We start from the raw sequence: 25,542 nt of genomic DNA on the forward strand, positions 1-25,542 counted from the left end.
GTTTTGAAGAACCGGATTCGGGTGTTTGCACACGCCGAAATGGTCTGCGATGGCCTTGTCCGCCGCGTCGAACTGTTCAAAACAGCCCGGATGACGATCCCCCACTCCGAAATCTGCCGCGCATGAGTGCGCACGCCGAAACGCCACGCGCCAGCAATGTCCTGATCGCCAGCGTCGTCACCGCGGCACTTGCCGGGCTGTTGTTCGGCTTCGACACCGCGGTGATCGCGGGCGTCACGGGTGCGCTGAAGGCGAAGTTCGCGCTCAGCGAGGCGTGGCTCGGCTTCACCGTGTCCTCCGCGCTCTGGGGGACGCTGATCGGCGCGCTGTTCGTCGGCATGCCCGGCGATCGCTATGGCAGCCGCAACGTCCTGCGGATGCTCGCCTTCCTGTATGTCGTTACCGCGCTGGGCTGTGCGCTGGCGTGGAACTGGCACAGCTTCATCGGCTTCCGCTTCATCAACGGCATCGCGATCGGCGGTTCGTCGGTGCTGGCGCCAGCCTATATCGCCGAGCTCGCGCCGCCGGCGCAGCGCGGCAAGATGGTCGGCGGGTTCCAGTTCGCGGTCATCCTCGGCATCCTGCTCGCCTATGTCTCGAACGCGATCATCGGGTCGCTCGGGCTCGGCGATGTCGAGTGGCGGTGGAAGCTGGGGATCGTCGCGCTGCCGTCGCTGGTCTTCTTCGCACTGCTGTTCCGCATCCCCAATTCGCCGCGCTGGCTGCTCGCCAAGCGGCGCGATGCGGAGGCGCGGGACGTGCTGGCGATGGTCGGGATGAGCGCCGACATCGCGCGCCGCGAACTCGACGCGCCGAAGGGCGACGCCACGCTCTCCTGGACGCGGCACCGCAAGCCGATCACGCTCGCCTTCCTGGTCGCGATGTTCAACCAGTTCAGCGGCATCAACGCGTTCCTCTATTACCTCAACGACATCTTCAAGGCGTCGGGGGGCAGCTTGTCCCCCGACCTGCAGGCCGTCATGATCGGTGTCGCCAACATGGTGTTCACTCTGCTCGGCATGCTGCTGATCGACCGGATCGGGCGGCGGACGCTGTTGCTGTGGGGATCGGCGCGCATGACCGCGGCGCTCACCGTCGGCGGGCTCGCGCTGCTGGGCGTGCTACCGAGCTGGCTGCTGCTGCCGTCGCTGATCGTGTTCATCATGTTCTTCGCCCCCGGCTCGGGCGCGGTGATCTGGGTGTATATCTCGGAGGTGTTCCCGCAGAGCGTCCGCGCGCGCGGATCGAGCATCGGGTCGTCGAGCCATTGGGGCTGGAACGCGGTGATCGCGCAGGCCTTCCCGATCGCGGCGGCGTGGTCGGCGGGGGTGCCGTTCCTGGTCTTCGCCGCGATGATGGCGGTGCAGTTCGTGACGGTGCTGTTCTACTTCCCCGAGACCAAGGGCGTGCCGCTGGAGGAGATGGACGCGCATCTGGCACGGTGAACCGGCATAATCCTGCGACAATTGCCCCGTAGTCGAGCGGCTTGGTCGACGGCGATCATCGGGAATTGACGGTTATGCGTACACTGGGTCTGGTTCTGGCGGCAAGCGTGCCCGCAATGGCGGCGGCGCAACAGGCGCCCTCGACGCCTGCCACGGCAGCGCCCGCGGCGCAGGCTGCGGAGCCGGACGAGGCCGCCGAGTCCGAGGACATCGTCGTCACCGGATCGCGTAAGCTGCCGGGGTCGGTGATCGGCGACATTCCGCCCGACCAGAGCCTGGGCCAGGCCGAGATCCGCTCCTACGGCGTCAGCTCGATCTCCGACCTGCTAAGCGAACTTAGCCCGCAGACCACCAGCGGACGCGGCAGCGGCGGCGCGCCGGTGGTGCTGCTCAACGGGCGCCGGATCTCGAGCTTCAGCGAAATCCGCGATATCCCGACCGAGGCGATCCAGCGCGTCGAGATCCTGCCCGAGGAGGTCGCGCTCAAATACGGCTATCGCGCCGATCAGAAGGTCGTGAACTTCGTCCTGCGCCGCCGCTTCCGCGCGGTCACCGCCGAGGCGGTTGACACGGTACCGACCGAGGGGGGCACCAACGCGCCGAACGCCAAGCTCGACCTGCTCACCATCGCCCGCGATCGCCGCGTGAACCTGCACGTCGAATATAGCGCGGCGTCGGCGCTGACCGAGGCCGAGCGCGACATCGATGCAACGACGCCGACCGCGCAGAGCCCGCGCGGCGCGGACAATGCGATCGTCGACCAGCGCCCGTTCCGCAGCCTCCAGGGGACGACCAGCACCTTCACCGCGAACAGCGTGTATGCGCGCAACATCTTCGGCAACATCGGCGCGACGATCAACGGGCGGATCGAATCGACCGACAGCCGCAGCCTCAACGGCCTGCCCAGCGCCACGCTGACGCTGGCGGACGGCAGCACCGTGAACCGCGCGCTCAACGACGACGGCTTCCTGCCGCTCGCGCAGCGCGTGTCGTCGATCGCCGCGCATCTCGGCACCACGCTGAACGGCGATATCGGCACGTGGCGCTGGAACGTCACCGGCAATTACGACCGCAGCGACACGCAGACCTTCACCGATACCGGCGTCGACGCGACCGCCTTCCAGGCGCGGCTGACCGCGGGCGATCCGACCGCCAGCCCGTTCAACCGCCTCACCGCCAGCGATATCGGCGCCGCCCCCGGCAACCGCGCCTATGCTTCGCAGAGCACCGGCGGGCTCGACGCGGTGGCGAACGGCAACCTGTTCAACCTGCCTGCGGGCGCGATCTCGACGACGCTGAAGCTGGGGGCGGAAACCGCCGATTTCAGCAGCCGCTCGTACAGCTCCAGCCTGTTGCAGAACGGGCAGACTCAGGTCGGGCAGACCGAACGGCGCGGCGCGGTGTCGCGCGATACGCTCAGCGGCCAGGTCAATGTCGACGTGCCGCTGACCAGCCGGTCGAAGGACGTGCTCCCGTTCCTCGGCACGCTGTCGGCCAACTTCAACCTGGCGCAGGATCATCTGTCGGATTTCGGCACGCTGACCACGCTCGGCTATGGCGCGAACTGGTCGCCGATCGAGGGCGTGCGCGTGATCGCCTCGGTGACCGACACCGACGAGGCGCCGACCGCGCAACAGCTCGGCAACCCGTCGATCACCACGCCCAACGTCCGCGTCTTCGATTATGTTCGCGGCACGACGGCGACCGTCACGACGATCAGCGGCGGCAATGCCGGGCTCGTCGCGGACAACAACCACGTCAAGAAGGTCGGGGTGACGCTCAAGCCATGGACCTCCAGGGACCTTTCGATCACCGCCAACTATGTCGAGAGTCGCGTCGATAACCCGATCGCCGCCTTCCCGGCGGCGACCGCCGCGATCGAATCCGCGTTTCCCGATCGCTTCGTCCGCGATGGCGCGGGCACGCTGGTGCAGGTCGACCGTCGCCCGATCAATTTCGCGCGCAGCGACCGCTCCGAGCTGCGCTGGGGGATCAACTTCTCCGCACCGCTCAAGTCGAAGATCCAGCGCGAATTGGAGGCGTATCGCGCGGGCACCGGCCCAAATCCGTTCGAGGGGATGCAGCCCCCCGGCGGCTTCCGCCGTCCCGACGGCGCGGGCGGCGATGGTCCGCGTGGTGGCCGAGATGGTGGTCCGGGCGGCGGCGGCGGCGGCGGCGGCGGTCGTGGCGGCGGCGGTGGCGGCCGCGGCTTCGGCGGTCGTGGCGGGCAGGCCGGCGGGCGCGTCCAGTTCGCGGTCTATCACACCTGGCATTTCACCGATCGCGTGCTCGTCGCGAACGGCGGTCCGAGCCTCAACCTGCTCGACGGCGACGCGATCGGCAGCAGTGGCGGCCAGTCGCGGCACGAACTGGAGGCGCAGGCGGGCTACACCAACAACGGTCTCGGCGCGCGCATCTCCGCCAATTATGCGACCGGCACGCGCGTCAACGGTGGCACCATCGCCGCACCCGAAACGCTCAACTTTGGCGGCCTCGCGACCGCCAATGCGCGCCTGTTCGCCGATCTCGGCCAACGGCTCGAATGGGTGAAGGCGCATCCGTGGCTGCGCGGGATGCGGATCAGCCTGTCGGTCGACAACGTCTTCAACACGCGGCAGCGCGTGACCGACGCGACGGGCGCGACGCCGAACAATTATCAGCCGGACTATCTCGACCCGCTGGGCCGCACCGTCCGGCTCAGCGTCCGCAAGCTGTTCTTCTAGCGCCTAGAGCCCGACCTTCGCCGCCAGCCACCGCGCCGCGGCCTCGGGCGTCTGCTTGTCCGCGTCGCGGTCGACCTGATAGTTCGCCGCGCGCATCGCCTCGATGGGAATCCGCCCGACCAGCGGCGTCAGCGCGGCGCGGAACTTTGCGTCCTTCGCGCGCGACGGCGCCACCATCAGGATCGCGTCATAGCCCGGGATCGCGTGGCGCGGGTCGGTCAGCACGGTCAGCGAATCCGCCGCGATCCGTCCGTCCGACGAGAAGGCCGAGATCACGTCGACATTGCCGCTTTCCAGCGCGCGATACATGAAGGTCGGGCTGTACGGCGTGGTCTTGGCGAACCGCAACGGATAGGCGCGCTTCACCGCCGCCCATTCGGGGCGTTCGAGAAACTCCAGATCGCTGCCGAGCGTCATCTGCGGTGCTGCCCTGACCAGATCGTCGAGGCTCGCGATCCGCTTGGCGCGCGCGTCGGCGCCCTTCATCGCGAACGCATACGCATTCTCGAAGCCGAGCGAGCCGACCAGCCCGACACCGTGTTCGCGCGCCGCCCAGTCGGCGATCGCCGCGACCATCGCGCGATGCTCGGGCACGTCGCGCCGCTTCATCTCGTTGGCCCAGATCGTCCCGGCATAATCGACATACACGTCGATATCGCCGCCCGAGAGCGCCCCGAACACCACCGCCGAGCCCAGCCCGTCGCGATACTCGACGGTGTAGCCCGCGCGTTCGAGTCGTTTGCCGATCAGCCGCGCGAGGATATATTGCTCGGAAAAGTTCTTCGCGCCGACCACCACCGTCCGATCGCCGCCGCTCTTCGGCCACAGCGGCAGCGTCGCTATCGCCGTGCCCGCGACCAGCACCACTGCGCTCGCGATCCACAGCCAGCGGCGTCGCGCGCGGATGCCATATTCGATCCCGCCGATCAGCGCATCGACTGCCAGCGCGAGCGCCGCCGCCGAAAGGCAGCCGGCCAGCACCAGCGCCCAGTTCTGCGTCTGCAGCCCGGCGAAGATCATGTCGCCCAGGCTCGGCTGGCCGACCGTCGTCGACAGCGTCGCCGCGCCGATCGTCCACACCGCGGCGGTGCGGATGCCGGCGATCAGCACGGGGGCGACCAGCGGTGCCTCGACCAGCCGCAGCTTCTGCGCGGGCGTCATCCCGACCGCATCGGCCGCCTGGATCACCGCCGGGTCGATGCCGTGCAGCCCGGCCACCGCATTTCGGATGATCGGCAGCAGCGCATACAGCGTCAGCGCGATCAGCGACGGCAGGAAGCCGAGCGCGGGTATCCCGCCACCGACCAGCGCGGACAGGCTGAGCAGCACGGGGTAGAACAATGCGAGCAGCGCGAGGCTCGGGATCGTCTGGACGAGGCTGGCAAAGCCGAGCGAGACGCGCGCCACGGTCGCGTTGCGCGCCGACCAGATGCCGAGCGGCAGGCTGATCGCGATGCCCAGCAGCAACGCCGATGCCGAGAGCAGGACATGCGCGGCGAGCAACGGCGGTACGCGGCCGAGCGCGTCGACGAACGCGCTCATGCGACCAGCGCCTGCAGGCGTTCGGCCTGCGCGCGGGGGACCTGCACCAGCGCCTGCGCATCGTCGCCGCCCTTGCCCGCGACCAGATCCGCCGGGGTCGCATCGGCGACGATCCGCCCCGTCTTCATCACCAGTACGCGGTCCGCGAGCAACAGCGCCTCCGCCATGTCGTGCGTGACGAGGATCGTGGTCAGCCCGAGCCGGTCGTGCAGCGCGCGGATCCGCGTGCCGAGCGCATCGCGCGTCACCGGATCGAGCGCGCCGAACGCCTCGTCGAGCAGCAGCAGCTTGGCGCCGGGCGCGAGCGCGCGCGCGATGCCGACGCGCTGGCGCTGGCCGCCCGAGAGCGCGTCGGGCATCCGGTCGGCGATCTCGCGTGGCAGGTCGACGAGCTCCAGCAGCTCGGCGACCTTCGCCTCGTCGCTGCGTCCCGCGATCTTCAGGCCGATCGCGATGTTCTGCGCGATCGTCATGTGCGGGAACAGCCCAATATTCTGGAAGACATAGCCGATCCGGCGACGCAGCATCGGCGCGGGTTCGGCGGCGACGTCGCTACCGTCGATCGTGACGTGCCCCTCGCTCGGCTCGACGAGCCGGTTGAGCGTCTTCAGCAGCGTCGACTTGCCCGATCCCGACGTCCCGACCAGCGCGACGAAGCTGCCGCGGGCGATCTCGAGCGAGACCGAATCGACCGCAATCGTCGTCCCGTATCGCTTGGTGACGCGGTCGAAGGCGAGCGCTGGCAAATTGTCTGGCATGTTGCGGTAGGATGCGGGAAACATACCGGAAAATCAAATCGGGAGAGGCGCCATGACGCAGCAGAGCATTTTCATCACCGGCGGCGGGTCGGGGATCGGCCGCGCCACCGCGATCCTGTTCGCGCGCAAGGGCTGGCGGGTCGGGCTGGCCGACGTCAACGCGTGCGGGCTTGCGGAAACCGCGGCGCTGCTGCCGTCGGGCATGGCGAGCGTCTACCAGATGGACGTCCGCGACCGCGAGGCCTGGGTGGCGACGCTCGATGCGTTCGTCGCCACCACCGGGGGGCGGCTCGACGTGCTGTTCAACAATGCGGGAATCGGTTCGGGCGGGCCGCTCGCGGAGACCGACTTCGCCGAGATCGACCGGGTGATCGCGATCAACCTGGTCGGCGTGCTCAACGGTGCGCGGATCGGCCATGCCTATCTCAAGCGGACGCCCGGATCATGCCTGCTCAACACCGCCTCCGCCTCGGCGATCTACGGGTCGTCCGGCCTCGCGCCCTATTCGGCGACCAAGTTCGGCGTGCGCGCGCTGACCGAGGCGCTCGACGGCGAATGGGCGGCGGACCGCATCAAGGTGCGCTCGATCGTGCCGAGCTTCATCGACACGCCCTTGCTCGACACGGGGGCCGGCGGCAGCAACCACTCGATCCGCGAAACGGTGACGGGGGCAGGGCTGGAGCTGACCGGGGTTGACAAGGTCGCCGAGGCGGCCTGGGCCGCGGTGCACGGCGACAAGGTCCATACGCTGGTCGGCAAGACCGCGCACCGCATGGCGTTTGCCGCGCGGTGGATGCCCGGCAGCCTGCGCAAGCGGATGCGGCGCACCCTGCGCGAGCCGCAGTAACGCCGCGCTGACGCTTCAGGGTGCCGCGCGCGTCACGCGTCGCCGACGATCGCGTCGATCGCTTCGGCCATCTCGATGTCGCGCGGCGAGAGGCCGCCGGCGTCGTGCGTGGTCAGCAGGATTTCCACCCGGTTCCACACGTTCTTCCATTCGGGATGATGGTTCGCACGCTCGGCGATCAGCGCGACCTGAGTCATGAAACCGAATGCCTCGACGAAATCGGCGAACACGATCGTCCGCGTGATCGCGTCGCGCGCATCGTCATAATCCCACTCGTCGAGGCCATCGAGGGCCTCGGCCCGGTCCGTATCGTTCAGCGCTTCGATCATCGGGCTCTCCCTTGCCGCCTTGGTTCGCCAACGACTATGGCTGGCGGGATGAGCGGGCAAGCACCATTCCGGGGAGAAGCCCCCGATGCCGACGCGATCGAGGCCATCGCGCGCGCGACGATCGCCCGGCTGCCGGCGCAGTTTGCGCAGCATCTCGGCGACATCGTCTTCGCGGTCGAGGAGTATGCCGATGACGAGACGCTCGCCGCGCTCGGGCTCGAGCACCCGCTGGACCTGTCGGGCCTCTATCACGGCCGCCCGCTCGGCGAGAAATCGTCGATGGATTCAGGCGCGATGCCCGATCGCATCGTCCTGTACCGCCGCGCAATCCTGGAGGAATGGATCGACACCGGCGTCCGCCTCGACGATCTCGTCGCGCATGTCACGATCCATGAGATCGGCCATCATTTCGGCCTTAGCGACGACGACATGCACGCGCTGGAGGACGATGTGGAGGACGGCGCCGAAGATCCCGCGGCGTGAGCCTCGGCTTTCGCGACGTCGCGTGCGTGCGGGGCGGACGGTTGCTGTTCTCGCATGTGTCGTTCGATCTTGGCGCGGGGGATGCCGCGATCGTCACCGGCCCGAACGGGGTCGGCAAATCCAGCCTGATCCGGATCGCCGCCGGCCTGCTCGCGCCGTTCGAGGGGCATGTCGCGTGCGACGGGGACAAGGCGCTGCTCACCGAAGCGGCGGCGCTCGACACCGAACGCCCGCTGGTCGCCGCGCTCCGCTTCTGGGCCAGCCTTGACCGCGCACCCGATCCGGACGCGCGTGTCGCCCGCGCGGTACGCGCGCTCGATCTCGATGCGCTGGCGGGCGTCCCCGTCCGCCTGCTCTCGACCGGTCAGCGCCGGCGCGCGTCGATCGCGCGTATCGTGGCGAGCGAGGCGCGCGTCTGGCTGCTCGACGAACCTGCCAACGGGCTCGACACCGTTTCCGTTGCCGCGCTGGAGGCGGTGATCGCGCGGCATCGGGCAAGCGGCGGCATCGCGCTGGTCGCCACCCACCTCCCGCTCGCGCTGCCGGGCGCGCACGAGATCGGGCTGTGATCGCGCTCATCCGCCGCGATCTGCGACGCAGCGTGTCGAGCGGGGGTGCCACGCTGGTCGTCGCGTTCTTCCTGCTCGTGGCGACGCTGTTCCCGTTCGCGATCGGCCCCGATGCGGCGCTGCTCGCACGGATCGGCGGCGGCGTGATCTGGACCGCGGCTTTGCTCGCTGCGCTGCTGCCGGTCGAGCGGCTGATCGGGCCGGACCTGGAGGCGGGGATCTTCGACCAGTTCGCGGTGCGGGGGCTGTCGATGGTGTCCGTCGCGATGGCCAAGACGATCGCGCATTGGCTCAGTTTCGGGCCGCCGCTGATGCTGGCTGCGATCCTCGCGGCGGGGCTGCTCAACCTGTCGGCGGAGACACTGCTCCGGGTCGAGATCGGGTTGGCGATCGGCACGCCGGGATTGGCGGCGCTCGCGGTCGTCACCAGCGCGCTCGTTGCTGGCGTGCGGGGCGGCGGTGCGGTGACCGGGTTGGTGATGCTGCCGCTCGCGGTGCCGCTGCTGATCTTTGGCGCGGGGACGCTCGATGCGGCGGGCGGGGCCGGTGCGATCAAGCTGCTCGCGGCGGTCAGCCTCGTGCTGGTTGCAGGCGCGCCGTTCATCGCCGCGGCGGCGATCCGGGCAGCGCTGGACTAGTTGGGGGCGGCCCGCCCATTACCGTTCCCGCCCATTACCGTTCCCGCCCATCGCCTCTCCCAGCCTTGGACGGGGGCAGGCGATGGGCGCGACGGACGCTCAGTTGAGCGTCGTCATCTCCACGGCCTTGCCCTTGGAGGTCGGGTTCGACGCGTTTGCCTTGGGCGCCTTTTCGGCCTTGGGCTTGCGGACTTCCTTGTTCGATTTCTTCTGGCTCTTGGCCATGACGACACCTCGTGAGGCGGGAGGCCTCGGCATCGTGTTACACCCTTATCGGTCGAGACGCGCCTGTTATCGCAGCAGGCGCAATGTCGCCGAATCCTCGACCCCGTCGAAGAACCGCGCGAGCGCCGCGCGGAACGGTGCAGGCGCCTCGGCGACCGCTGCGAACAGCGTCATCGACGACCGCAGCTTCACCGCATCGATGCCCCCGAGGATCGCCTCCGCCGAGCCCTGCGCCGCGGTCACCGCTTCCGTTGCCTCTATCAGCCGTGGCCCGAGCACGGGGTGCGCCAGATAGGCCCGCGCCTCGTCCGCGTCGGCGATCGCATAGGTCCGCGCCATCGCGCTCTGGCCAAGCCCCGCGATCTGCGGAAAGATGAACCACATCCAGTGGCTGCGTTTGGCGCCGGCGCGCAGTTCGGCGATCGCCTGGCGGTACACGCCGTCCTGCGCGGCGACGAAGCGGGTCAGGTCCTGCGACATGCCCGCGAGATGGTCGCGATCGCGCTCGACGCAACCCCTGGAAGCGCCGATGCGTTGATCGACCGAGAAGAGGATGGCGCATGAAGACGATGATGATGGTCGCGATGCTCGCCCTCCCGCTGCTGGGCGGTTGCGGGCAGAAGGACGATCCGACCGACACGCTGGCCGCGGGCAATTTCACGCCGCCGCAGACGCGCGCGCCGACGCCGCTCCCGGGCCAGGCGCAGACCACGCCGATCACCGCCTATGTCGGCAAATACCCGCATGACGCGGTCGGCGGGGTCGCGTTTTACGACCGCACCGATGTCGCCTCGGGGCTCGTGACGGCGGTGGGCGATGCCAAGCTGCGCGAGACGATCCGGGGTCGGTCGGGACCCGCCACACCGGTGTTCAAGATGGGCGAGCGAGTCGCCGCCTGGGGCTGCGAGGAGCATAATTGCGGCGATCAAAACTGGACGGTGATCGTCGACAGCAAGGCGGCCAAGACCCAGGTCTGCTACCATGATGCGGCGACGATGGGCACGCGCAGCGACTGGTACGACGGCGCGGCCCCCGTACGCCGTGCCGAAACCTGCCCTTCGGAAGGATAGAAGATGCTCGAACATATCCCGGCCTGGCTCGGCCATGCGATGAGCGGTCTGCGCGCAGGCGCCGACAAGCTCGCGATCGCCCAGCTCGGTACCAGCTTCGAGACGCTCGACCTGACCAGCCCGGCGTTCGCACACGAAGCCCGGATGCCGCCGCGCTTCACCGCCGATGGCGAAGGCGTCTCGCCGCCGCTCGTCTGGAACGCACCGCCGGCCGGGACCGTGCATATGGTGCTGATTGTCGAGGATGCCGACGCGCCGACTCCGCAGCCGCTCGTCCACGCGATCGTTTGGGGGCTCGACGCCGATGCGGGGCGCCTGCCCGAAGGCGCGATCGTCGCCGATGGCGCTGGTGACGCGGCGAGCGCAGAGTCCGCCGGGAGCGACGTCGGTCGTAATTCCTATCTGCGCGAGGGCTGGCTGCCGCCCGATCCGCCCAGTGGGCATGGCGAGCACCGCTACGCGTTTCAGCTGTTCGCGGTCGACGCGGGCGCCGGCGCGGTCGGTGAAACTCCCGGTCGCTCGGCGGTGATCGACGCCATAAGCGGGCATGTCCTGGCGGCGGGATTGTTGATCGGGACCTATTCGCGTGAGACCGAGGCGCCGGTCGGTCCGGTAGGCGTGGCTGCGTCGGCGTAACGCAGCGCGCTGGGCTCAGACCAGCGTCGCGCCGCTATGCGTGGCGATCAGCAGGATGGTGGTCGAGAAGGCGGCAAGCCCGATAAGGATGCTGCGACCCATGATGGCTCTCCTTTGGGATCGGATCAGGCGATCGGGATGATCGGCGTGGCGGAGGTGACAGCGATCGCGGCGAAGATGACGGCGCCGACGAACGAGACGGCGATGCGCTGGGCGGCTTCGAAACGGAACGACATGGTGATTATCCTCGATTTTCAGCCTCCGGACCATCCGGTTGCCGATATCGAGGGATTTGCATGCGCCGTGCCAATTTCAGAACGCGCTGATTTACTTGGATTTTCCGTTATGCTCGACCGCCAACTGGTGAAATCCACCAGTAAATGATCGTAGATTCCACCAACTACCGGGATCAGCCTGCGCAGATCTGGTCGCGGCCATGCTCCTTGGCGGCATAGAGCAGGCGGTCTGCGCGCAGGAACGCGGCTTCGGCGGGTTCGGCGGCGTGGATCGCGGTGACGCCGGCCGAAAAGGTGATGGTCCCGAGCGGGGTATCGGTCTCGCGGTTGCGGAACCGCTTGGCCGCGACGACCGCACGTACCGAATCGAGCAGCGCCGCCGCGTCGGACAGGCTCAGCCCGGCGAGCAGGACGGCGAATTCCTCGCCGCCGTGGCGCACAACCAGGTGCGGCGCGCATTCGGCCGCCATCGCCTGGCCGATCGCGGTCAGCACGCGGTCGCCGACGCTGTGGCCATGGATGTCGTTGACCCGCTTGAACCGGTCGATGTCGCAGACCGCGAGGCAATAGGGCCCCGCCTTCGCATCGCGCGCGGCATAGGCCTCCTCGAACGCGCGCCTATTGGGCAGGCCCGTCAGCACGTCGCGCCGCGCCGTGTCGCGCGCTTCGGCCAGTTTCGAGCGCAGCGCATCGGTTTCGGCGGTGGCCAGCGCCAGCCGGACCTCGCTGTCGTGGATCCTGGCGATCATCGAGCTCGTGATTCGCGTGATCTCGTCCAGCTCGGCGAGCTGCGTGAGAGCCGCCGCGCTCTTTGCCAGGTCATGCCCGAAATCCTCGGTCTCGGCCTGGATCGTCCGGACGATCTGCGCGAACCCGTCGACCTGTTGCTGAGTCTCGATCACCAGCGCGATCGCCGAATCGGTCCGGTCGGCAAGGCTGGGTCCGGCGGTATCCGCAGCCGACCGCGCAAGGGCAGGGGGCGGCCCCTCGACCACCCGGCCGCCGAGCCGTTCGATATCCTGCCTGGTCAATCGCAGGTCGAGATCGGTGTGCTCCCGTACCGCCTTTGCAAGCTCGCTATCGGGTGCCGACAGGACGGCGAAGGCGAACGCATAATGCGCCGGATCGGGGCTCAGTTTCTGCTCGTCGAGAAACCGGCCGATCCGTTGGAACAGCGAGGCGTCCTGCAATGACCCGGCCATCGGTCTGGCCGCCTGTACGTCGCGCATTACGTCCCCCGCCTTTCCAGATCGCCCGATACACCCGAAAGCGTTAGGATTACGTCACCAAACCGGCAAGTATTTGCCGGTTTGGTTGTAATTGCCCGGTCATTACCAGCACATGCCGGACAGGCGGGCATTCCGAACGAGCGACGCTGCCGCTTACTTGCCCGTCAGTTTCTCGACCGCGGCGAGCGTCGACGACACGTGCGCGGCGGGGTTCATTTCGTCGTGCACGAACGCGATGCGGCCGGTCTTGGCGATGACGTAGCTGGTGCGCTTGGTCACGTCGCGACCCGCAATCTGCTGGCCGAGCGCGACGTCGTAGCCCTTGACGACATTGGGGCCTGCGCTGGCGACGGCGAACTTGCCCGCGCACTTCTCCGCCGAGAACTTGCTGAGCGTCTCGACATTGTCCGCCGACATGCCGATCACCGTCGCGCCAGCCTTGGTGAAGGCGGGGATCGCCTCGGCAAACGCGTGCGCCTCGGCGTTGCAGCCGCCAGTATAGGCCGCGGGGAAGAAGTAGAGCACGACCGGGCCCTTCTTCAGCTGCTCGGCGAGGTGGACCGTGAACACCTTGCCGGCGATCGCGCCGCGCGTGGTGAAGTCGGGCGCCTTGGCGCCGGGGGCGAGCGCCGCGAACGCCGGCGTTGCGGCGAGAAGAGCGGCGGTGGCGAGGGTCGAGACGAGGCGCATGGACGATACTCCGGTTGGATTGCAACGGCCTACGCCGCCGCGGACGATCCGTCCATTGCTCGCGCCATTGCTCCTGATGCCGGTCGCCGATAGGCAGGGACAATGCCAGTGACCCAAGCCGATATCGATCTCGCGCACCGCCTCGCGGATGCCGCGGGCCACGTCATCCGACCCTATTTCCGCCACGAGCACGGCGTCGAGATCAAGGACGACCAGTCCCCCGTCACGCGCGCCGACCGCGAGGCGGAGGCGGCGATGCGCCGGTTGCTCGATGCCGAGCGTTCCGGCGACGGCATCATCGGCGAGGAATATGGCGAGAAGGCCGGCGTCACCAACCGCAAATGGGTGCTCGACCCGATCGACGGCACGCGCAGCTTCACCGTCGGCCGCGCGATCTTCGGAACGCTGATCGCACTCGTCGAGGATGGCTGGCCGGTGCTCGGGATCATCGATCAGCCGATCCAGCGCGAACGCTGGGTCGGAGTCGCAGGCCGCCCGACGACGCTCAACGGCGTGGCCGTGCGGACGCGGATGTGCCGCGAACTGACGGGCGCGACGATCGCCACCACCAGCCCGCATCTGTTCGACGAGGTCGACGTCGCGCCGTACCTCGCGCTGGTCGCGGCGATCTCGGGCGGCAACCCGCGCCAGGGCCCGGTCTATGGCGGCGACTGCTATAATTACGGCCTGCTCGCGAGCGGGCATCTCGACGTCGTCTGCGAGTCGGGGCTCAAGATCTATGACTTCGCTGCTTTGGTGCCGGTGGTCGAGGGCGCCGGCGGCATGATGTGCGACTGGAACGGCGACCCGCTGACCGCCGACAGCGAAGGCCATGTGCTCGCGATCGGCGACCCCGCGCGGCTGGACGATGTGCTCGAGGCGATGCACCGGCAGCAGGACGGGCATGACCACGAGGACGACCACGAAGGACACGGGCACGAAGGACACGGGCACTAACTCCCCCCCTCCGTCATCCCGGCGAACGCCGGGACCCACGGACACGCAGCGCCCGCTAACGGTCCAAACCGCAACCATGGGCCCCGGCGTCCGCCGGGGTGACGCGAATGATAGAGTGGGGATGATAGAGTGGGGATGATGGAGTAACCCGTCGGCGGCCGCCCCTCACGCTGCCCTCAAGATCAGAAGATCCCCAAAAACTTCTTCTTCTGCGCCTTGCCCTCGGCACTGTTCGGTTTGCCGTCCTCGGCCTTCGCCGTCGTTCCCCGCCCGACGTCATCGCGGCCTTCGCCCTTCGTCGTCCGCTGCGCCTGCGCGGTCGCCCCCGCCAGCACCGGGCCGCACGCAGTCGACTTCGCATCGCCGACATCGACGAACGCCAGGATCCCCGCGACCGGCGTCGCCACCAGCGCGAGCCCCAGCCCGGTCCCGACCCGCGCCAGCAGGTCCTTCGAAATCACGTTGAGCTGCGGCGCGGCGAACATGCCCCCGACACCCACCGGCGACTGGCCCGCGAACAGGCTGAACTTTTTCGAATCCGCGCGGAAGGCCAGATCGACCGCCTCGTTGCGGAAGCTGAACCCGCCGCGCCCGACGATCACGTTCTTGCGCGTGTCGATCAGGATCGGATCCGCCGCCGCGACGCCGCCGCGCACGGTAAAGCCGATCAGCCCGCAATTCACCTGCACCGGTTCCTTGAGCTTCCCCTGGAACATCCGTTGCGCAAACGTGCCGATGTCGAGCTCGGCGAGCTGGACGTTGCGCACCGACAGCGCGCCCGACGGCATCACGAACGCGATCCGCCCGCGTGACGACGCCAGCGACTCGTGGATCGAATCGCCGCGTCCCTTCAGCTCGATCCGCCCCTTGATCGTTCCCGTCGTCCCCGCCTCGGCAAGGCCATAGCCCTTCAGCAACCGCCCCAGCGGCGTCGGCGCGAGGCGGATGTCATAGGACACCGCGCTCGGCCGCGACCGCGTGTCGAAGACCACGTCGGAGGCGACGTTGCCGCGCGCCATCGCGAACGTCAGCGGCGACAGCGCAAGCCGCCCGCGCTCGAGATCGAGAGTCAGGTCGACGTTCGAGATCGGGATGTTCTTCGACCGGACCACGCCGATCGTCCATTTCAGGTCGGCATCGAAGATCCGCATCGTCTCGATCGGGAGATTCGCATTGGGCAGCAGGCGCTGGACGCCCGCACCCGTCGCCGCGGCGGCGGCCACCGCGCCCTTCGATTCGACGATGTCCGGATTATAGCCGATGAACGGCGCGGCATCGACGATGTCGAGGCTCTTGGTCGCCAGCACCGAATCGAGATGGATTCGCTCGCCATTGGTGATGGTCAGCTTGCCCGCCAGATCGGTCTTGCCTGCGATCCCGGTGATCCGCGTGAACCGGTATTCGTCACCCTGCTTCACGAGTTGCCCGCGCAGACGATAGGTCCGCGTGTTCGGGATCGCGACGTCGATCACGCCGAGCAGCGTCGACAGATTGGCGCCGCGCGCGGTTACCGCGAGCGGGACGTTCTCGATATCGGCGATGCTGGGCAGCGTGCCCGCGACGTCGATCACGTTGCCTGCCGCGCGCATCCGCGCGACCAGCTTGTTCTGCCCCCGATTGGCGGTCGCGTCGGGCGACAGCAGCTGCGCCGTCACCGTGAACGGCGTCTCGCGTAGCCGGCCGGTGCCCTTTAGCCCGACCGCACGGCCGATCGTTGCATCGACCGAGCGGATGTCCGCGACGTTCAGGTTGGCCAGCACGCGCATCCGCGGATCGAGATAGCGCACTGTCGTGCCCGTCACCGTCGCCACGTCGATCCGCGGGAATTCGAGCGGCTTGCCGCCCTTCTTCTCGCTGAACGTCCACGTATTAGCGGTATGCGCGGCGTTCCACTCCAGATCGACCGCGCCGTTGACGAGATCGAGCCAGTAGAGTCGACGCTTGCCGAAGATCAGCGACAGTGGCGCGATCCGCGTGTCGAGCTTGTCCGCCTTGAACAGGTTGGGGCGGCTCGCCCAGTCGGGATTCGAGAGCGTGAAGCGCTCGGCGTAGAATTTGATTCGGAACGGCGCGAAATACAGCTGGAAGTCGCCGCCGACCGTCACCGTGCGGTGCGTCATCGACCCGACGATCCGCTCGAACGGATGCTTCAGGAAGCGACCCTTGGTAATGTAGAGCACCAGCCAGATCGCGGCGATCACTGCGACGATCCCGATCAGAATGTTCCGCAGGATCCGCCGCTTGCGACGCGCTGGCGTGTCCGCGGGTCCTGGGGCCGGGGAGGGGGCGTCGATCGGCTGCGTCGGGCTGGCGTCCATGGAAAGCCTATCGCACGGGGAAGACGCCAGTTCCACACGCGGTTGCGTCTTGTCGCACATCGGTCTATGCGCCCCGCTTCCTCGAAGGGATACGCGTTCGACGAATCGCCCGGCCAGTGTGGGCTGCCGCGGCGATTTCAGCGTCTTCCTTCGTCAACCGAAAGGATAAAAATGCCCAAGCTGAAGACCAAGAGCGGCGTCAAGAAGCGCTTCAAGCTCACCGCCACCGGCCTGCTCAAGCACGGCGTCGCCGGCAAGCGTCACCGTCTGGCGCATCACAACGGCAAGTACATCCGTCAGAACCGCGGCACCAAGCTGCTGTCCAAGGCCGATACCGCAGCAGTGAAGGCCTGGGCGCCTTACGGCCTGCGTTGAGCTGAGAAGGAATTAGACAATGGCACGCGTAAAACGGGGTGTTACCACCCGCGCCAAGCACAAGCGTATTTTGGTTCAGGCGAAGGGCTATTATGGCCGTCGCAAGAACACCATCCGCATCGCCCGTCAGGCCGTCGAAAAGGCCGGACAGTACGCATATCGCGACCGCAAGGTTAAGAAGCGCACCTTCCGTGGCCTGTGGATCCAGCGCATCAACGCCGGCGTCCGCGCCGAGGGTCTGACCTATTCGCAGTTCATGCACGGCGTGAAGCTTGCGGGTATCGAACTCGACCGCAAGGTCCTGGCCGACATCGCGATGCACGAGGGCGCAGCCTTCAGCGCGATCGTCGCTCAGGCCAAGGCGGCACTGCCCCAGGCCGCGTAATCCGCGACTGAGATGAGGTTCGAAAAGGGCGCCGGTGGGAAACCACCGGCGCCCTTTTTCGTGTTTGGGGCCGATGCTTTCCCTCGCCCCCACCTTCGTCATTCCCGCGAAGGCGGGAATCCATATTGGCAAGTCGTTGTGATCATCCGCAAGGTCCGCCACGATGGATTTCCGCCTTCGCGGGAATGACGGGAGAAGTGATGGACCGGCAACCCTGCGTCTACATCCTCGCGAGCGGCAAGCACGGTACGCTCTATATCGGCGTGACGTCGAACCTGCTCGGAAGGCTGCAACAGCATCGCGAAGGGTTGATCAAGGGGTTCACGTCCCGCTACGACGTAGTGCGGCTGGTGCATTATGAGATGGCCGACACGATGGACGCTGCTATCGCGCGCGAGAAGCGGCTCAAGAAATGGAACCGCGACTGGAAGGTGATTCTGATCGAGCGTGACAATCCGGACTGGGACGATCTGGCGATCGGCCTGGGATTGGACCCCGTTTCAGGTCGTCATTCCCGCTAGGCGGGCGCGTTCGTCTCAAGGGCCAGGTATAGAGGCGCTACGGCAGCCAGTATGGATCCCCGCCTCCGCGGGGATGACGGAAGTTAGGATTTCGAAACAGTGACGCAAGACCTGAACCAGATGCGCGAACACATGTTGACGGCGATCGCCGCGGCATCCGGCCTCGACGCGCTGGAGGCGTGCCGGGTCGAGGCGCTCGGCAAGCAGGGCACGATCACCGCGCTGCTGAAGACGCTCGGCAAGATGACCCCCGACGAGCGCCTCGTGCAGGGCCCGATCATCCAGGGCCTGCGCGAAGCCGTCGCGAACGGCATCGCCGAGCGCAAGGCAACGCTCGAACGCGCGGCGCTCGACGCGCGGCTCGCCAGCGAAACGCTCGACATGACGCTGCCCGCCGACGCCGCGCCCGCCGGCACGATCCACCCGGTCAGCCAGGTCATGGACGAACTCGCCGAGATCTTCGCCGACTTGGGCTTCGCGGTCGCGACCGGTCCCGAGATCGAGACCGACTGGCATAATTTCTCCGCGCTCAACATCCCCGAGACGCATCCCGCGCGCGCGATGCACGACACCTTCTATCTCCAGCAGGGGATCGACGCGAAGGCCGCGGGTACCGCTGACGAGAAGACGACCTTCTCGCTGCTCCGCACGCACACCTCGCCCGTCCAGATCCGCACGATGCTGTCGCAGAAGCCGCCCATCCGCATTATCGCGCCGGGCCGCACCTACCGCTCGGACTCGGACGCCACGCACACGCCGATGTTCCACCAGGTCGAGGGCCTCGTGATCGACAAGGGCATCACGCTCGGCCACCTGAAATGGACGCTCGAGACGTTCGTGAAGGCGTTCTTCGAGCGCGACGACATCGTGCTCAGGATGCGCCCGAGCTATTTCCCGTTCACCGAGCCCTCGGTCGAGATCGACGTCGGCTACACGCTGGTGAAGGGCAAGCGCGTCGTCGGCGGCGCGGAGCCGGACGGCTGGCTCGAGATTTTGGGCAGCGGCATGGTCCATCGGAAAGTGATCGAGGCGTGCGGGCTCGATCCCGACGAGTGGCAGGGCTTTGCGTTCGGCTGCGGGATCGATCGGCTTGCGATGCTCAAATACGGCATGGACGACCTCCGCCCGTTCTTCGACGGCGATATCCGCTGGCTGAAACATTATGGTTTCTCGAGCCTCGACGTCCCGACGTTGAGCGGCGGGGTGGGCGCATGAGGACCATCATTCTTCGTCACCCCAGCGCACGCTGGGGTCTCCCGGTTGGCGACCGCAGCAACAGCCCCACAAAGATCCCAGCTTCCGCTGGGATGACGGCAGTGATCGATATGATGGACGCCTTGGCATGAAATTCACGCTCAGCTGGCTCAAGCAGCACCTCGAAACCACCGCCACGCTCGATCAGATCGTCGATGCGCTGACGCGTATCGGCCTCGAGGTCGAGGGCGTCGAGAACCCCGGCGAGAAGCTCGCCGCGTTCCGCATCGCCAAAGTCCTCACTGCCGAACGCCATCCGCAGGCCGACAAGCTCCAGATCCTCTCGGTCGACGCTGGTGACGGCCCGCTCCAGGTCGTCTGCGGCGCGCCCAACGCGCGCGCGGGGCTGGTCGGCGTGTTCGGTGCGCCCGGCGCCTACGTCCCCGGGCTCGACGTGACTCTCAAGCTCGCGAGCATCCGTGGCGTCGAATCGAACGGCATGATGTGCTCGACGCGCGAACTCGAACTCGGCGAGGATCACGACGGCATCATCGAGCTGCCCGCGGACGCGCCGATCGGCACGCCGTACCCCGATTATGCCGGACTTACCGATCCCGTCATCGACGTCGCGATCACCCCCAACCGGCAGGACTGCATGGGCGTCCGCGGCATCGCGCGCGACCTCGCCGCAGCGGGGATGGGCACGCTCACGCCGCTGATCTTCGATCCCATCGTCACCGACGGGGCAGGGCCATCGGTCCGCACCGAGGACACCGCCGGCTGCCCCGCCTTCTTCGCACAGACCGTCACCGGCGTGACCAACGGCGACTCCCCCGACTGGATGCGCCGCAGCCTGCTCGCGATCGGCCAGAAGCCGATCTCCGCACTGGTCGACATCACCAACTATCTGATGATCGACCTCGGTCGCCCCTTGCACGTCTACGACCGCGCCAAGCTGTCGGGCGGCCTCGTCGCGCGGAAAGCGAAGGACGGCGAACAGGTCGTCGCGCTCAACGGCAAGACCTATACGCTCGACGCCAGCATGACCGTCATCGCGGACGATGTGGCGGTGCACGACATCGGCGGCATCATGGGCGGCGAGCATTCGGGCGTCTCGGCAGAGACCACTGATGTGCTGATCGAATGCGCCTATTTCGATCCCGACCATATCGCGCGCACCGGCCAGAAGCTCACGCTCACCTCCGACGCGCGCAGCCGCTTCGAGCGCGGCGTCGATCCGGCGTTCCTCGAAGACGGCCTCGCGATCGCCACCGCGCTCGTGCTCCACGTCTGCGGCGGTACCGCGAGTGAGGTCACGCGCTCGGGCGAGCCACCGCTCGAACCTCGCGTCGTGCACTACGATCCGCGCCTCAGCGCAGACCTCGGCGGCCTCCACGTCGCCCCCGAACGCCAGGCGCGCACGCTGCTGTCGCTCGGCTTCACGATCGGTGCGATCAAGAGCGCGGACGCGTTCAGCGACGCGCTGTTCTCGACGATCGAGGGCAAATGGCCGGTCACGGTCCCGACTTGGCGCCGCGACGTCGACGGCCCCGCCGATCTCGTCGAGGAAGTCGTCCGGATCGAAGGCATCGACAGCATCCCCTCGACGCCGCTGCCGCGCATGCCCGGCGTCGCCAAGCCGACCGCCACGCCCGAGCAGAAGCTCGAACGCCGCGCACGCCGCGCCGCCGCAGCCCGAGGGCTCGACGAAGCGGTGACGTGGAGCTTCCTCTCGGAGGCGGAAGCCGCACCGTTCGGCGGCGGCGCGTGGACGCTCGCCAACCCGATCAGCGAAGACCTGAAGGTCATGCGCCCGTCGCTGCTCCCCGGCCTGCTCGCGGCAACCGGTCGCAACCTCAAGCGCGGCCAGCAGAGCGTCCGCCTGTTCGAGATCGGCCGCCGCTATCTCGCCAAGGCCGAACGCGCGACATTGGGCGTGGTGCTGGCCGGCGACCGCCGCCCACGCGGCTGGCGCGACGGCAAGGCCGCGAGCTTCGATGCGTATGACGCCAAGGCCGAGGCGATCGCGCTCCTCGCCGCCTCGGGCGCGCCCGTCGACAATCTGCAGGTGATGGGGGAGGCGGGCGATGCCTGGCACCCAGGCCAGTCGGGCACGCTCCGCCTTGGGCCGAAGACGGTGCTGGCAAGCTTCGGCATGCTCCACCCGTCGGTGCTGAAGGCGTTCGACCTCGACGGCGCGGTCGCCGCAGTCGAAGTCTATCTCGACGCGATCCCGCCCAAGCGTGCCTCCGGTTTCGCCCGCCCGGCCTACACGCCGCCCGCGCTCCAGGCGGTCCGCCGCGACTTCGCGTTCCTCGTGCCGGCGGCGCTCGCCACCGACACGCTGGTCCGCGCGGTCAAGGGGGCCGACAAGGCCGCGATCGTCTCGGCGCGCGTGTTCGACGTGTTCACCGGGCAGGGCGTCGAGGACGGCCACAAGTCGGTCGCGGTCGAGATCGTCCTGCAACCCACCGCCAAGAGCTTCACCGACGAGGAGATCAAGGCGGTAGCCGACAAGGTCGTCGCCGCGGCCGCCAAGCAGGGCGCGACCTTGCGCGTCTGACGTGCCCTCACCCTTCCCACGGCCAAGCGGCCGCGGGCCCCTTCCCTCTCCCCTCAGGGGAGAGGGAGAGACGCCGAAGGCGGCGAGGGTGAGGGCACGCGATCGACGGCCCCAACACCACCCCGGCGAAAGCCGGGGCCCAAGTGGGGGACGTCGCCAACTGCGCGCGGCGTTCCGCTACGCTGGCTTTCCCAATTGGGCCCCGGCCTCCGCCGGGGTGGTATGAGGTGAGCCTTATCGCGCCTCACGCGTTCGAGCCCAACGGAAGGAACCCCATGACCGACCTGATCACGATCGCCAACGACCACCTGACCGCCCGGATCAATCCCCACGGCGCCGAACTCACGCATCTGCTCGACGCCGACGGCCACGAGCTGATGACCAACGCCGACCCGGCATTCTGGACCGGCCACGCGCCGATCCTCTTCCCCGTCGTGGGCGTCGTCAACGAAGGCGTCATCCGCCTCGATGGCACATCCTACCCAATGCAGAAGCACGGCTTCGCCCGCCATTCGACGTTCGACGTCATCGCACACACCGAAACGTCCGCCACCTTCCGCCTCACCGACACCGAGGAAACCCGAAAAGCCTACCCGTTCGCCTTCGCGCTCGACATCGTCTTCACGCTCGACGGCGCGACGCTCGGGATCGAGGCGCACATCCACAACCGCACCGACGCGGCGATGCCGGCGAGCTTCGGCTTCCACCCCGCCTTCGCCTGGCCGCTCCCTTACGGCGAGCCCCGCGCCGACCACCGCATCACGTTCGACGCCGATGAACCCGGCCTGCTGAAGGCGATCAGCCCCGACGGCCAGATTGCCGTCGACGAGCGCCCCTCGCCGGTAGAGGACCGCGTGATCGCCCTGCGCGACGAGCTGTTCGCCAAAGACGCGCTGGTCTGGGACCCGATCCACTCCGACTCGGTCACCTACGGTGCGAAGACCGGCCCGCAGTTGCAGATCGCCTTCCCCGACACGCCCAAGCTCGGCATCTGGACCAAGCCCGGCGCGGCCTATGTCTGCGTCGAGCCTTGGCACGGCATCGCCGACCCCGAAGGCTATACCGGCGACTATCACGCCAAGCCCGGCGTGTTCGAGATCGCTGCGGGCGACACGAAGACCATCACCATGAGCGTGACGCTGGTCCCACCCGAACGCTGACCCCAACGATCCTCCCCCGCCAGGGGGAGGTGGCTGACGCTAGCCAGACGGAGGGGGAGGTAATGGAAGCCTCTGTCCCGTGTCCTCCCCCTCCGTCACCTTCGGCGCCACCTCCCCCTGGCGGGGGAGGATAAGGGTATGGTCACGGACACCCCTGTCCTCCGCGCGCTGCATCTGCCAAGAGCGGCAGCATGACAGCCGGCCCCCCGGCCCAACCTTCTTTGCGAGCCCAGACTCGGCTCCCCGGATCCACGCCATGACCCAATTTCCCCGCCGCACCTTCGCGATCATCTCGCATCCCGACGCCGGCAAGACGACGCTGACCGAGAAGCTCCTGTATTTCGGCGGCGCGATCCATCTCGCCGGCGAGGTGAAGGCGCGCGGCCAGAACCGCCGCGCCCGCTCGGACTGGATGAAGATCGAGCAGCAGCGCGGCATCTCGGTCACGTCGTCGGTGATGACGTTCGAACGCCAGGGGATCACCTTCAACTTGCTCGACACGCCGGGCCATGAAGACTTCTCCGAAGACACCTATCGCACGCTGACCGCGGTCGACTCGGCGGTCATGGTGATCGATGCCGCCAAGGGTATCGAGCCGCAGACGCGCAAATTGTTCGAGGTCTGTCGCCTGCGCAACGTGCCGATCATCACCTTCGTCAACAAGGTCGACCGCGAGGGCCGCGATCCGTTCTCGCTGCTCGACGAGGTGGCGGAGATGCTTCAGCTCGACGTCTGCCCGATGAGCTGGCCGGTCGGCATGGGCGGCGAGTTCGAGGGCGTGTACGATCTCTACGCGAACACGCTCAGCCGCCCCGAAGGCGACAGCCGCGAGTTCATGGGCAAGGCGATCCCGTTCGCGGGCATCGACGATCCTGAGCTGGCCAAGATCTTGAGCCCCGAAGCCATGATCCGCCTGAACGACGAGGCCGAACTCGCACAGGGCGGCTATTCGAGCTTCGATCCCGAGGCCTATCGCCGAGGCGACCTTACGCCGGTCTATTTCGGCTCGGCGCTCAAGGATTTCGGCGTCGCCGAACTGATCGCAGCACTCGCCGACTACGCCCCGCCACCGCGCGCCCAGCCGGCCGAGCCCGCCCCTATCTCGCCCGACGAGCCCGAAGTCACCGGCTTCGTGTTCAAGGTTCAGGCGAACATGGACCCCAACCACCGCGATCGCATCGCGTTCATGCGGCTGTGCTCGGGCGTGTTCAAGCGCGGCATGAAGCTGACCCCCACAGGCCACGGCAAGCCGATCGCGGTCCATTCGCCGATCCTGTTCTTCGCGCAGAACCGCGAGCTGGCGGACGAGGCGTTCCCCGGCGACATCATCGGCATCCCCAACCACGGCACGCTGCGCGTCGGCGATACGCTGAGCGAACGCGCGACGACCCGCTTCACCGGGTTGCCGAACTTCGCGCCCGAAATCCTGCGCCGGGTCGTGCTCAAGGACTTCACCAAGACCAAGCAGTTGCGCAAGGCGCTCGACGACATGGCCGAGGAGGGGGTGACGCAGGTCTTCTATCCCGACATCGGCTCGAACTGGATCATCGGCGTCGTCGGGCAGCTGCAGCTCGAAGTGCTGCTCTCGCGCCTCGACGCGGAATATAAGGTCGCCGCCGGGCTCGAACCCGCGCCGTACGAGACCGCGCGCTGGATCTCGGCGGAAGACGCGCAGGAGTTGAAGACCTTTGCGGAGATCAACCGCGGCGCAATGGCCAAGGACCGCGACGGCAACCCCGTCTTCCTCGCGAAAAGCGCGTGGGAAGTGAACTACATCGCCGAGCGTTATTCGAAGATCCGCTTCGCCGCCACGCGGGAACGGTAAAGGACCGGCATCCATCGTCATCCCCGCCTGCGCGGGGATGACGAACCCGGCGGTCTGAAGCTCAGTCCGCCGCCAAGGCCTCGGCGAGCATGTCGCGGATCGCGCGCAGCGCGGGCATCGGCGACTCGGCCTGCGCAACGATCTCGGCGGGGCCGGGGATTGCAGGCGGCGCGATCTTCTCGCCCGCCAGCAATTGCTGGACACCGCGGACGGTATAGCCCTCGCGGTTCAGATACTGGTCGATCCGCCGCACCAGCGCGACGTCCTCGGGCCGGTAATAGCGCCGGTTGCCCGCGCGTTGCAGCGGTTTGAGCTGGGGAAAGCGCGTTTCCCAATAGCGCAGGATATGCTGTGGCAGACCGGTATCGCGCGACAATTCGCCGATCGTCCGGAACGCTGCCCCCGCCTTGTTCGCCGACGGCGGGGTATCGTCGTTCATCGAGACGGCATCGGCGTCGTCAGGCACGCGGATCGGTGGCGCCGACAATGCGCTCGCGCATCATCTGGCTCGCCCGGAACGTCAGCACGCGACGCGGTGCGATCGGCACCTCGATGCCGGTCTTGGGGTTGCGCCCCACGCGCTCGCCCTTGTCGCGCAGCACGAACGTGCCGAACCCCGAAATCTTGACGTTCTCGCCGCCGGACAGTGCACCGCACATCTCGGCAAGAATCTGTTCAACGATCTTGGAGGAATCAGCACGCGACAGCCCCACCTCGCGGTGGAGGGATTCGGCCAGATCGGCCCGCGTCAAAGTACCGGTCATCGTCATTGCAAGCTCCCACACCCGGCGCTTCTCCTACACATGCGCGAAGGCGAGCGGAAG

The 25,542-nt window shown here is 67.7% G+C and carries 27 protein-coding genes; 17 read left to right on the forward strand and 10 right to left on the reverse strand.

The features are described from left to right. Nucleotides 1-122 precede the first annotated feature (122 nt). Both EV283_RS18070 and EV283_RS18075 read left to right on the forward strand, forming a co-directional pair. Nucleotides 123-1,445, forward strand: coding sequence for a sugar porter family MFS transporter (locus tag EV283_RS18070; protein ID WP_130327829.1), 1,323 nt, complete (start codon nt 123-125; stop codon nt 1,443-1,445). A 74-nt stretch (nt 1,446-1,519) separates the two neighbouring features. After that, entirely contained in the window at nt 1,520-4,168 is a 2,649-nt protein-coding gene (locus EV283_RS18075; protein WP_130327831.1) for a TonB-dependent receptor, read from the forward strand. A 3-nt stretch (nt 4,169-4,171) separates the two neighbouring features. On the opposite strand, the gene EV283_RS18080 is transcribed toward EV283_RS18075, so the two are convergent. Together EV283_RS18080 and EV283_RS18085 are read right to left on the reverse strand one after the other, a co-directional pair. Continuing rightward, nucleotides 4,172-5,710 (reverse strand): ABC transporter permease/substrate-binding protein, encoded by a 1,539-nt coding sequence (locus EV283_RS18080; protein ID WP_130327833.1) that lies wholly within the window; start codon nt 5,708-5,710, stop codon nt 4,172-4,174. After that, nucleotides 5,707-6,468 carry an ATP-binding cassette domain-containing protein gene (locus EV283_RS18085; protein WP_130327835.1) on the reverse strand — a complete coding sequence of 254 codons (762 nt, stop codon included), beginning with the start codon at nt 6,466-6,468 and terminating at the stop codon, nt 5,707-5,709. Before EV283_RS18085 ends, EV283_RS18080 begins: the two co-directional genes overlap by 4 nt. Before the next feature lie 52 nt (nt 6,469-6,520). Here EV283_RS18085 and EV283_RS18090 point away from each other — a divergent pair, with 52 nt between their 5' ends. Continuing rightward, nucleotides 6,521-7,315, forward strand: coding sequence for an SDR family oxidoreductase (locus EV283_RS18090; RefSeq protein WP_130327837.1), 795 nt, complete (start codon nt 6,521-6,523; stop codon nt 7,313-7,315). Nucleotides 7,316-7,347: 32 nt separating this feature from the next. Here the strand turns inward: EV283_RS18090 and EV283_RS18095 are convergent, their stop codons facing one another. Next, a complete protein-coding gene (locus EV283_RS18095; protein WP_056419483.1) occupies nt 7,348-7,644 on the reverse strand; it encodes a 4a-hydroxytetrahydrobiopterin dehydratase in 297 nt (98 codons plus the stop codon). 36 nt (nt 7,645-7,680) lie between these two features. On the opposite strand from EV283_RS18095, the gene EV283_RS18100 reads away from it, so the two are divergent. The 3 genes from EV283_RS18100 to EV283_RS18110 are packed head-to-tail and all read left to right on the forward strand — an operon-like array spanning nt 7,681 to nt 9,334. Continuing rightward, entirely contained in the window at nt 7,681-8,127 is a 447-nt protein-coding gene (locus tag EV283_RS18100; RefSeq protein WP_056419486.1) for a metallopeptidase family protein, read from the forward strand. After that, a complete protein-coding gene (gene ccmA / locus EV283_RS18105) occupies nt 8,124-8,696 on the forward strand; it encodes a heme ABC exporter ATP-binding protein CcmA (protein WP_130327839.1) in 573 nt (190 codons plus the stop codon). Before EV283_RS18100 ends, ccmA begins: the two co-directional genes overlap by 4 nt. Beyond that, on the forward strand, nt 8,693-9,334 hold the full coding sequence (locus EV283_RS18110) for a heme exporter protein CcmB (RefSeq protein ID WP_130327841.1): 642 nt from the start codon (nt 8,693-8,695) through the stop codon (nt 9,332-9,334). The genes ccmA and EV283_RS18110 overlap by 4 nt, the downstream gene beginning before the upstream one ends. 99 nt (nt 9,335-9,433) lie before the next feature. On the opposite strand, the gene EV283_RS19595 is transcribed toward EV283_RS18110, so the two are convergent. After that, nucleotides 9,434-9,559, reverse strand: coding sequence for a hypothetical protein (locus tag EV283_RS19595; RefSeq protein ID WP_259466878.1), 126 nt, complete (start codon nt 9,557-9,559; stop codon nt 9,434-9,436). A gap of 66 nt (nt 9,560-9,625) precedes the next feature. Continuing rightward, nucleotides 9,626-10,039: a DUF1810 domain-containing protein gene (locus EV283_RS18115; protein WP_130327843.1), complete on the reverse strand. Its 414-nt coding sequence runs from the start codon at nt 10,037-10,039 to the stop codon at nt 9,626-9,628. An 80-nt stretch (nt 10,040-10,119) separates the two neighbouring features. On the opposite strand from EV283_RS18115, the gene EV283_RS18120 reads away from it, so the two are divergent. The 3 genes from EV283_RS18120 to EV283_RS19280 are packed head-to-tail and all read left to right on the forward strand — an operon-like array spanning nt 10,120 to nt 11,649. After that, entirely contained in the window at nt 10,120-10,629 is a 510-nt protein-coding gene (locus EV283_RS18120) for a hypothetical protein (RefSeq protein WP_130327845.1), read from the forward strand. Nucleotides 10,630-10,632: 3 nt separating this feature from the next. Further along, nucleotides 10,633-11,265 (forward strand): YbhB/YbcL family Raf kinase inhibitor-like protein, encoded by a 633-nt coding sequence (locus EV283_RS18125; RefSeq protein ID WP_130327847.1) that lies wholly within the window; start codon nt 10,633-10,635, stop codon nt 11,263-11,265. Nucleotides 11,266-11,301: 36 nt separating this feature from the next. Next, the gene (locus EV283_RS19280; RefSeq protein ID WP_165391839.1) at nt 11,302-11,649 is read left to right on the forward strand and encodes a hypothetical protein; all 348 of its coding nucleotides are present in this window, start codon (nt 11,302-11,304) and stop codon (nt 11,647-11,649) included. A gap of 25 nt (nt 11,650-11,674) precedes the next feature. On the opposite strand, the gene EV283_RS18130 is transcribed toward EV283_RS19280, so the two are convergent. After that, complete coding sequence (locus EV283_RS18130) at nt 11,675-12,730, reverse strand: GGDEF domain-containing protein (RefSeq protein ID WP_107956298.1); 1,056 nt, start codon at nt 12,728-12,730, stop codon at nt 11,675-11,677. Between the two features lie 153 nt (nt 12,731-12,883). Next, a complete protein-coding gene (locus EV283_RS18135; protein WP_130327849.1) occupies nt 12,884-13,420 on the reverse strand; it encodes a peroxiredoxin in 537 nt (178 codons plus the stop codon). A 102-nt stretch (nt 13,421-13,522) separates the two neighbouring features. On the opposite strand from EV283_RS18135, the gene EV283_RS18140 reads away from it, so the two are divergent. Further along, the gene (locus tag EV283_RS18140) at nt 13,523-14,377 is read left to right on the forward strand and encodes an inositol monophosphatase family protein (RefSeq protein ID WP_130327851.1); all 855 of its coding nucleotides are present in this window, start codon (nt 13,523-13,525) and stop codon (nt 14,375-14,377) included. A 182-nt stretch (nt 14,378-14,559) separates the two neighbouring features. On the opposite strand, the gene EV283_RS18145 is transcribed toward EV283_RS18140, so the two are convergent. After that, a complete protein-coding gene (locus EV283_RS18145) occupies nt 14,560-16,695 on the reverse strand; it encodes an AsmA family protein (protein ID WP_130327853.1) in 2,136 nt (711 codons plus the stop codon). 171 nt (nt 16,696-16,866) lie between these two features. Between EV283_RS18145 and rpmI the strand changes: the two genes are divergently transcribed. The 7 genes from rpmI to EV283_RS18180 all read left to right on the forward strand — a co-directional run bounded on the left by rpmI (nt 16,867) and on the right by EV283_RS18180 (nt 24,718). Further along, entirely contained in the window at nt 16,867-17,070 is a 204-nt protein-coding gene (gene rpmI, locus EV283_RS18150) for a 50S ribosomal protein L35 (RefSeq protein WP_031395289.1), read from the forward strand. Nucleotides 17,071-17,089: 19 nt separating this feature from the next. After that, nucleotides 17,090-17,455 (forward strand): 50S ribosomal protein L20, encoded by a 366-nt coding sequence (rplT, locus tag EV283_RS18155; RefSeq protein ID WP_031395288.1) that lies wholly within the window; start codon nt 17,090-17,092, stop codon nt 17,453-17,455. Between the two features lie 200 nt (nt 17,456-17,655). After that, nucleotides 17,656-17,976, forward strand: coding sequence for a GIY-YIG nuclease family protein (locus EV283_RS18160; protein ID WP_130327855.1), 321 nt, complete (start codon nt 17,656-17,658; stop codon nt 17,974-17,976). Nucleotides 17,977-18,096: 120 nt separating this feature from the next. After that, nucleotides 18,097-19,191, forward strand: a complete 1,095-nt coding sequence (gene pheS, locus EV283_RS18165; RefSeq protein WP_207223204.1) for a phenylalanine--tRNA ligase subunit alpha — start codon at nt 18,097-18,099, stop codon at nt 19,189-19,191. 127 nt (nt 19,192-19,318) lie between these two features. Further along, nucleotides 19,319-21,733, forward strand: a complete 2,415-nt coding sequence (pheT, locus tag EV283_RS18170; RefSeq protein ID WP_130327859.1) for a phenylalanine--tRNA ligase subunit beta — start codon at nt 19,319-19,321, stop codon at nt 21,731-21,733. 275 nt (nt 21,734-22,008) lie between these two features. Next, nucleotides 22,009-22,893 carry an aldose 1-epimerase family protein gene (locus tag EV283_RS18175; protein ID WP_130327861.1) on the forward strand — a complete coding sequence of 295 codons (885 nt, stop codon included), beginning with the start codon at nt 22,009-22,011 and terminating at the stop codon, nt 22,891-22,893. Between the two features lie 256 nt (nt 22,894-23,149). Beyond that, nucleotides 23,150-24,718 (forward strand): peptide chain release factor 3, encoded by a 1,569-nt coding sequence (locus tag EV283_RS18180; RefSeq protein WP_130327863.1) that lies wholly within the window; start codon nt 23,150-23,152, stop codon nt 24,716-24,718. Between the two features lie 61 nt (nt 24,719-24,779). On the opposite strand, the gene EV283_RS18185 is transcribed toward EV283_RS18180, so the two are convergent. Together EV283_RS18185 and EV283_RS18190 are read right to left on the reverse strand one after the other, a co-directional pair. Continuing rightward, entirely contained in the window at nt 24,780-25,157 is a 378-nt protein-coding gene (locus EV283_RS18185) for a MerR family transcriptional regulator (protein WP_130327865.1), read from the reverse strand. Between the two features lie 19 nt (nt 25,158-25,176). Further along, the gene (locus EV283_RS18190) at nt 25,177-25,488 is read right to left on the reverse strand and encodes an integration host factor subunit alpha (protein WP_056419521.1); all 312 of its coding nucleotides are present in this window, start codon (nt 25,486-25,488) and stop codon (nt 25,177-25,179) included. Nucleotides 25,489-25,542 lie beyond the last annotated feature (54 nt).

The organism is Sphingomonas sp. BK036, from assembly GCF_004216825.1.
Taxonomy (GTDB): domain Bacteria; phylum Pseudomonadota; class Alphaproteobacteria; order Sphingomonadales; family Sphingomonadaceae; genus Sphingomonas.

What these genes read in the sequence shown, in the direction of transcription:
- EV283_RS18070 (WP_130327829.1), top strand. Translation starts at nt 123, where the DNA reads ATGAGTGCGCACGCCGAAACGCCACGCGCCAGCAATGTCCTGATCGCC.
- EV283_RS18075 (WP_130327831.1), top strand. Translation starts at nt 1,520, where the DNA reads ATGCGTACACTGGGTCTGGTTCTGGCGGCAAGCGTGCCCGCAATGGCG.
- EV283_RS18080 (WP_130327833.1), bottom strand. Translation starts at nt 5,710, where the DNA reads ATGAGCGCGTTCGTCGACGCGCTCGGCCGCGTACCGCCGTTGCTCGCC.
- EV283_RS18085 (WP_130327835.1), bottom strand. Translation starts at nt 6,468, where the DNA reads ATGCCAGACAATTTGCCAGCGCTCGCCTTCGACCGCGTCACCAAGCGA.
- EV283_RS18090 (WP_130327837.1), top strand. Translation starts at nt 6,521, where the DNA reads ATGACGCAGCAGAGCATTTTCATCACCGGCGGCGGGTCGGGGATCGGC.
- EV283_RS18095 (WP_056419483.1), bottom strand. Translation starts at nt 7,644, where the DNA reads ATGATCGAAGCGCTGAACGATACGGACCGGGCCGAGGCCCTCGATGGC.
- EV283_RS18100 (WP_056419486.1), top strand. Translation starts at nt 7,681, where the DNA reads ATGGCTGGCGGGATGAGCGGGCAAGCACCATTCCGGGGAGAAGCCCCC.
- EV283_RS19595 (WP_259466878.1), bottom strand. Translation starts at nt 9,559, where the DNA reads ATGGCCAAGAGCCAGAAGAAATCGAACAAGGAAGTCCGCAAGCCCAAG.
- EV283_RS18115 (WP_130327843.1), bottom strand. Translation starts at nt 10,039, where the DNA reads ATGTCGCAGGACCTGACCCGCTTCGTCGCCGCGCAGGACGGCGTGTAC.
- EV283_RS18120 (WP_130327845.1), top strand. Translation starts at nt 10,120, where the DNA reads ATGAAGACGATGATGATGGTCGCGATGCTCGCCCTCCCGCTGCTGGGC.
- EV283_RS18125 (WP_130327847.1), top strand. Translation starts at nt 10,633, where the DNA reads ATGCTCGAACATATCCCGGCCTGGCTCGGCCATGCGATGAGCGGTCTG.
- EV283_RS19280 (WP_165391839.1), top strand. Translation starts at nt 11,302, where the DNA reads ATGCGTGGCGATCAGCAGGATGGTGGTCGAGAAGGCGGCAAGCCCGAT.
- EV283_RS18130 (WP_107956298.1), bottom strand. Translation starts at nt 12,730, where the DNA reads ATGCGCGACGTACAGGCGGCCAGACCGATGGCCGGGTCATTGCAGGAC.
- EV283_RS18135 (WP_130327849.1), bottom strand. Translation starts at nt 13,420, where the DNA reads ATGCGCCTCGTCTCGACCCTCGCCACCGCCGCTCTTCTCGCCGCAACG.
- EV283_RS18140 (WP_130327851.1), top strand. Translation starts at nt 13,523, where the DNA reads ATGCCAGTGACCCAAGCCGATATCGATCTCGCGCACCGCCTCGCGGAT.
- EV283_RS18145 (WP_130327853.1), bottom strand. Translation starts at nt 16,695, where the DNA reads ATGGACGCCAGCCCGACGCAGCCGATCGACGCCCCCTCCCCGGCCCCA.
- rpmI (WP_031395289.1), top strand. Translation starts at nt 16,867, where the DNA reads ATGCCCAAGCTGAAGACCAAGAGCGGCGTCAAGAAGCGCTTCAAGCTC.
- rplT (WP_031395288.1), top strand. Translation starts at nt 17,090, where the DNA reads ATGGCACGCGTAAAACGGGGTGTTACCACCCGCGCCAAGCACAAGCGT.
- EV283_RS18160 (WP_130327855.1), top strand. Translation starts at nt 17,656, where the DNA reads ATGGACCGGCAACCCTGCGTCTACATCCTCGCGAGCGGCAAGCACGGT.
- pheS (WP_207223204.1), top strand. Translation starts at nt 18,097, where the DNA reads ATGCGCGAACACATGTTGACGGCGATCGCCGCGGCATCCGGCCTCGAC.
- pheT (WP_130327859.1), top strand. Translation starts at nt 19,319, where the DNA reads ATGAAATTCACGCTCAGCTGGCTCAAGCAGCACCTCGAAACCACCGCC.
- EV283_RS18175 (WP_130327861.1), top strand. Translation starts at nt 22,009, where the DNA reads ATGACCGACCTGATCACGATCGCCAACGACCACCTGACCGCCCGGATC.
- EV283_RS18180 (WP_130327863.1), top strand. Translation starts at nt 23,150, where the DNA reads ATGACCCAATTTCCCCGCCGCACCTTCGCGATCATCTCGCATCCCGAC.
- EV283_RS18185 (WP_130327865.1), bottom strand. Translation starts at nt 25,157, where the DNA reads ATGAACGACGATACCCCGCCGTCGGCGAACAAGGCGGGGGCAGCGTTC.
- EV283_RS18190 (WP_056419521.1), bottom strand. Translation starts at nt 25,488, where the DNA reads ATGACGATGACCGGTACTTTGACGCGGGCCGATCTGGCCGAATCCCTC.